6 protein-coding genes are annotated in these 5,395 nt (G+C 39.4%); 2 read left to right on the top strand and 4 right to left on the bottom strand.

Annotation, left to right across the window (positions count from 1 at the left end):
* Positions 1-151: 151 nt before the first annotated feature.
* Together DBR11_RS14270 and DBR11_RS14265 are read left to right on the top strand one after the other, a co-directional pair.
* Positions 152-724, top strand: coding sequence for a hypothetical protein (locus tag DBR11_RS14270; protein WP_146186536.1), 573 nt, complete (start codon positions 152-154; stop codon positions 722-724).
* A 124-nt stretch (positions 725-848) separates the two neighbouring features.
* Positions 849-1,670, top strand: coding sequence for an alpha/beta fold hydrolase (locus DBR11_RS14265; RefSeq protein ID WP_108553338.1), 822 nt, complete (start codon positions 849-851; stop codon positions 1,668-1,670).
* A gap of 115 nt (positions 1,671-1,785) precedes the next feature.
* Here the strand turns inward: DBR11_RS14265 and DBR11_RS14260 are convergent, their stop codons facing one another.
* The 4 genes from DBR11_RS14260 to DBR11_RS14245 all read right to left on the bottom strand — a co-directional run.
* Positions 1,786-2,412 (bottom strand): NAD(P)-dependent oxidoreductase, encoded by a 627-nt coding sequence (locus tag DBR11_RS14260; protein WP_108553337.1) that lies wholly within the window; start codon positions 2,410-2,412, stop codon positions 1,786-1,788.
* A complete protein-coding gene (locus DBR11_RS14255) occupies positions 2,409-3,173 on the bottom strand; it encodes an inositol monophosphatase (protein WP_108553336.1) in 765 nt (254 codons plus the stop codon). Before DBR11_RS14255 ends, DBR11_RS14260 begins: the two co-directional genes overlap by 4 nt.
* A gap of 75 nt (positions 3,174-3,248) precedes the next feature.
* Entirely contained in the window at positions 3,249-4,115 is an 867-nt protein-coding gene (locus DBR11_RS14250) for a helix-turn-helix domain-containing protein (protein WP_108553335.1), read from the bottom strand.
* A gap of 229 nt (positions 4,116-4,344) precedes the next feature.
* Positions 4,345-5,395 (bottom strand): M20 family metallopeptidase (locus DBR11_RS14245; RefSeq protein WP_108553334.1); only part of this gene is annotated, 1,051 nt, incomplete at its 5' end.

The following is a 5,395-nucleotide window of genomic DNA, read 5'->3' as shown; positions in this document are numbered from 1 at the left end:
ATAATATATTTTTGGGTGCAGACTGAGAAGGTGGTTCTTAAGATGTTGATCTTAGATTTTTATTGTAATATTTTTGACTTGATGGGTGGTAATTTCTTTAAATGTAGCAATAGCTTTATATTTAATTAAAATCTAATGCAAACATAGAGACATGAATAAAAATAGATCATCTTTAGTTTTATTATTTGTTGTTTCTTTAATATTTATGGTGTCTTGCCAAAGTAAGGAAGACTCTGATTACCAATACTCGGAGGAGCAGATGAAACAGTTTCTTGTTGAAGTCACTAAGAATGCTGTGGCCACTATCACGGATATTACGGAGGTGGAGAAAAAACCAACTAACAAATTCGAAATATGCACGAGGTATCCTCTTTCTGAGGAGAAGCTGAATGAGTACAAGCAAAACAAGGGAACCATAGTTAATAGGGACGATGATATTTCTGATTTTGCAACTTATACAGTTAAAGATTTCGATTTTACAAATGAGAAAAATGAGAAGCTGCGCTTTGTAGATAATGGAGATGCTACATACTTACAAGAATATGGTTTATGGGAATACACAAATACCCTGCACCAGAATTTGGGCATCGAATTAATATTGAATGGTAAGTTCGAAAAATTGAAAGGTCATGTTACGATTGAGTTTATAATGCCCGGAAAAATAAAGAGAGAGGTAAGGATTCCGGTGAATATCTCCATTTATGACAAAATTGAACAAAAATAGATCAGTTAAACCTACTTTTTAACCGCCGGCGAGGATGTTGTGATTTAATTGTTCATAGCAAAAACCCTTGCTCAATCCATTTGTTTTTTAGTGGGAGGAATAGGCCTCCATAAAATCAATAAAAATGAGTACGATCACAGTAAAAGACGGCACCAAAATTTACTACAAGGACTGGGGAACCGGGCAACCTCTTTTTTTTCACCATGGTTGGCCTTTATCTGGAGATGATTGGGATGGTCAAATGATGTTTTTTCTTGAACAGGGATTCCGGGTTATTGCTCATGATCGGCGGGGGCATGGAAGGTCTAGCCAAACTCCGAATGGACATGACATGGATACTTATGCAGCTGATGTGGCTGAGCTGACGCAAGCACTTGATCTGAAGGATGCAGTACATATTGGTCATTCTACCGGGGGTGGAGAAGTGATTCGCTATGTTGCAAAATATGGTAAGGGCCGTGTTGCTAAGGCGGTGTTGATTAGCGCCGTTACTCCGATCATGGTAAAGAATGAAAATAATCCAGATGGTATCCCTTTGTCTGTATTTGATGAGATTCGTGAGGGTACTGCTTCGCACAGGCCACAATATTTTCAAGATTTTACGCTTCCGTTTTATGGATATAATCGTGAGGGTGCAAAAGTTTCACAAGGTGTCCGGGATAATTGGTGGCGTCAGGGCATGATGGGGGCGATAAAAGCACATGTTGATTGTATAAAGGCCTTTTCGGAAACAGATTTTACTGATGATCTTAAAAGCGTGGATATTCCTGTACTTGTTCTGCATGGTGAGGATGATCAGATTGTTCCATTTCCAATTACCGGGGCTAAGGCGGTAAAGCTTTTGAAAAATGGGAAGCTTATTTCCTATCCGGGTTTCCCTCATGGAATGCCGACAACGGAGGCTGAGACTATAAATAAGGATCTTTTGGCATTTATCAAATCATAGCTTTTGGTGGAAAAAATAGGATTTATGGACTCTCTGGACCTTACAGGCCCTGATGTTCGTCCTTTAAATCCTATTTTTCCTGGATGCATACATAGCTTGGTGCACAAAAAAGTAGTTAATAGGTGAGTGCGGGATATTGGTTTAATAGTTTTGGGTTTTCTACCTCCGTTAATAGATAATGTGCAACGTCCGCTCTTGAGATCTTTCCAACTTTAATTCCTTTGTACAGCGCTGGAAGCACTTTATAGTTTTGGGTCAATGGTCCGTTGCTAAGCATTCCGGGCCGTATTATTTCCCACTTTAAGTTGCTTTGGGTAACGATTTCTTCCATCAATGTTTTGTTGATGTATTGGTTTTTCAGAAATAAGCCGATCACGATTTTCATAAACAGGCTTAAGTAGCCACTGCTTTTTCCCGAACCGAAGCCCGTGATGACTAAAACCGGACCTTTGAAGTTGAGATCTTTGCCTGCTTGTACTAGCGCTTTGGCTGTATCTGAGAATAAGGTATTGGGTTTTTTATTTTTTGTTCCGATCGTGATCAATACAGCATCTGCCCCGGACATTGCTTTTTTCATATCTGCAAGAGATGTGGCACTTCCATTTATCTTGGTTAGCAAGGTATGTTCTGATATATTGGCAGTATTGGTCGAAAGTGCCACAACTTCATGACCATTCGCTAATGCTTTTTGCACCGTAGCCAGTCCTATGCCGGCAGCGGCGCCTATTACGGCTATTTTCATCTTGTAACTACTAAACTGTCATCACCCCACTTCCAGGCTTGTCCTTTGCTATTCAGAATTTTTGCTCCGGCTTCTTTTGCAATCAATATCCCTGCGAGCCAGTTATAGGTATCTAGCCCTAATTGATGGAAGACGTCGATCCTGCCAGCACCTATGTAAGCGAGTTGCAAGCCATGCGGACCATAGTTTCTTACCACACCGAATTTATTCAGCAGATCGGCAACCGCTGCACCATGTTTTTCGTTAAAGCCAGGGATTGGTGGTTCTTCGTGTCCGTATTCGAATATAGCAAGCATGATATCAGTATCTGTTTTAGTGCTTGGCTTAATGGACTTACCGTTCATAAATGCGCCTGATCCCTGCTGTGCCCAAAATATTTCTTGTGCCAGTGGATCGTATATCACTGAAAAATGAGGTTGGCCTTCTCTGACCAGTACGAGATTGATTGTCCATCCGGGAATATGCTGTAAGTATTGAATTGCGCCGTCCATTGCATCGCAAAGCCAATATTCAGGTAAATCGAGTGGTTGTTTCTGTCCTTCTTTATCGAACTCGTTACCAATGTTCCAGGGAGTATCTGGAAATGCTGTTTTCAGTTCTTCTTTTAATGCGTTTAGACAGCGTTCGTCAATTTTAGCCAATTGTTCTAGTAGTTGCGTTTTGTTATTGGCGATCTCATTTTTTTTATAATCTTCCAGGAACATATTTCCTGCCTTTTTTACTGCTTCGAGTATAAGAGGGATATTGATTTCCTTTTTCATGCTGGTATTGTTTTCTTATGCAAAGAAAGCGGGTAAATATAAGGCAGAATAGGTGTATTGATTGGAATGATAGTCTTAATCGCGGTATTGGTGTCTGAATTGCAGAGGAGTGAGGCCCGTTGTCTTTTTAAAAAGCTTGCCAAAATAGACGGGTTCATTGTAACCGAGTTCATAGCCGATTTCTTTTACGCTTAAGTCGGTAAAATACAATAGTCGTTTTGCTTCGAGAATGGAGCATTGCTGAATGAGTTCTGAAACTGAAGTTCCGGTCATTCCTTTCATTGTATCATATAGATGGGCTACTGATATATGGAGTGCTGCTGCGTATTGGGTTGGTTGCTTCCAGTTTTTATAGTGTTGCTTTAGCAGTTGGTTAAATTCTTGTTCTATGGCTACCGCTCGGCTGGTAGTTGTGGCATTTATGTATATGGTAGCTGCTATGGTTTTTTCTGCAGTTAATTCGAGTATGGCGTTTAATACTGAATGTGCAGCTTTTATGCTGTGTCCGCTTAATCCTTTTGATTGTAGTTGTTCCATCAGATCCATTAGACTAGTGGTATATTGATAGAAATCTGTTTGTTTCTCCAGCTCTATGGGGCCTTTGAGGTTTTTTTCTAAAAGGGTTTGAAGCGTGTTACTGATCAGGGAGGGGTCAAAGCTAACTGCCCAACCGCTGGGATTTTTTATTTCCGTGATGTTGTGTACTTGTTCTGGGAAGACGAAAAGTAGCTTGGGGGCTATTATGTTTATTTCCTTGAAATCGAGGTTGATAGTGAATTGGCCATTGGTGATTAAAATGACTAAATAATGGTGGTCGCGATGTGGCTTGGAACTGTCGTGTTCTTCTTCGCTTTTTTCTGATCGCAGGTTTTTAATGGCTAGCCCTGCCTTCGCCCAAGGTGAAAGTTGGAATTGCTTTATTTTATGCTGCTGTGTTTTCAATGATCAAAAATAAGTGATTTTTATTTTTGTTTGATTTAGTTTGTTGGGAAAAATAGATTCTATTTTAAACTTCACATATATTTGAGATACAAAAGTAACTGACGTCTGACGTCCCCCCGAAAAACTGACTGACGTCCGATTCTCTAGTTTTAACTGGCTAGTTTTTGGGGAGGGGCTCACCATTTTTAAATCAGCTTAAAATTTCTGCAGATATAGATGGATTGATTGTTCATGGTTTTAATCTTTCTAGAATCAGAGAAGAGAAACTCTTCACGCCAATTCTTAGGCATTCTTCGTCTACCATAAAATTTGGTGCGTGATTCATGGCGATGATGCCTTTCTCGAAATTGGATCCGCCCAGTAAGAAGTAAACTCCTGGTATTTTCTGCTGAAAGTAAGCGAAATCATCATTGAAATAAGGAACTTGTCCGTAGTCAGGGAGTATACTTTGTTTTCCGTATATTTTTGAAATGGTATTTATTGCTTGGTTTGTTAATTTTTCGTCGTTCTGGATGGTAGGATTATTCTGTATATAGTCAATTGAGATCAATTGGTCTTTATATTTCGTTTCTTTAATCAGTTGTTCTATTTCGGGAATGATGTTTTGCTGGTTTGATTTGTTGGTTTCGTAAATATAGGCTTCCAGAAGAAGTTCGTTTTCTTTTGTGCGGATGCGAAAGTCTTTATCCATAAACAGGTAGTCTTGATAAATAGTATTTGGGTTGCTTAATCCAAGATTGGGATCGGCGAGGAATTGGATATCCCATGGTTTAGTATTTGTCTTGACGCGAAATAATTTCTTATCTATTTTCTGTGAGAGTTCTTTTGCTTCTTCGTTCGATAGCTCGTTTTTTAACTTTATCCGAACTCTTTTTTGATAGGCAAACATTTCATTTGGCTTTGCCATAATCTTACCAACTGGAAGTGCGCTTACGTGCAAAGCATATATTTCATCGGATTTGATCTTTGTTAGCAGTCCTTTGTCGACCATAGCTTTTGCTCCGACAAAGGTTTCTTCTTCTGGCTGGAATATAAAATAGACTGTTCCGTTTAGTGATTTTTTGTTTTTTGACAGTATTTCTGCTATTCCAAGTCCGATCGCCATGTGTATATCGTGTCCACAGCCGTGTTGTACGCCATCTATTTTAGATCTGAAGTCAACTTTATCTGGAAAGCGGTTGGGTAATGCATCCATATCGCTACGCCAGGCAATTTTCTTTCCTTTTTTATTTCCTTCTAAAATTCCGATTATGCCGTGCCCATATACGTCTGTTTCAACC

Origin of the sequence: Pedobacter sp. HMWF019, assembly GCF_003061025.1 — a bacterium.
GTDB lineage: Bacteria > Bacteroidota > Bacteroidia > Sphingobacteriales > Sphingobacteriaceae > Pedobacter.
This window is presented reverse-complemented; position numbering and strand designations above follow the sequence as displayed.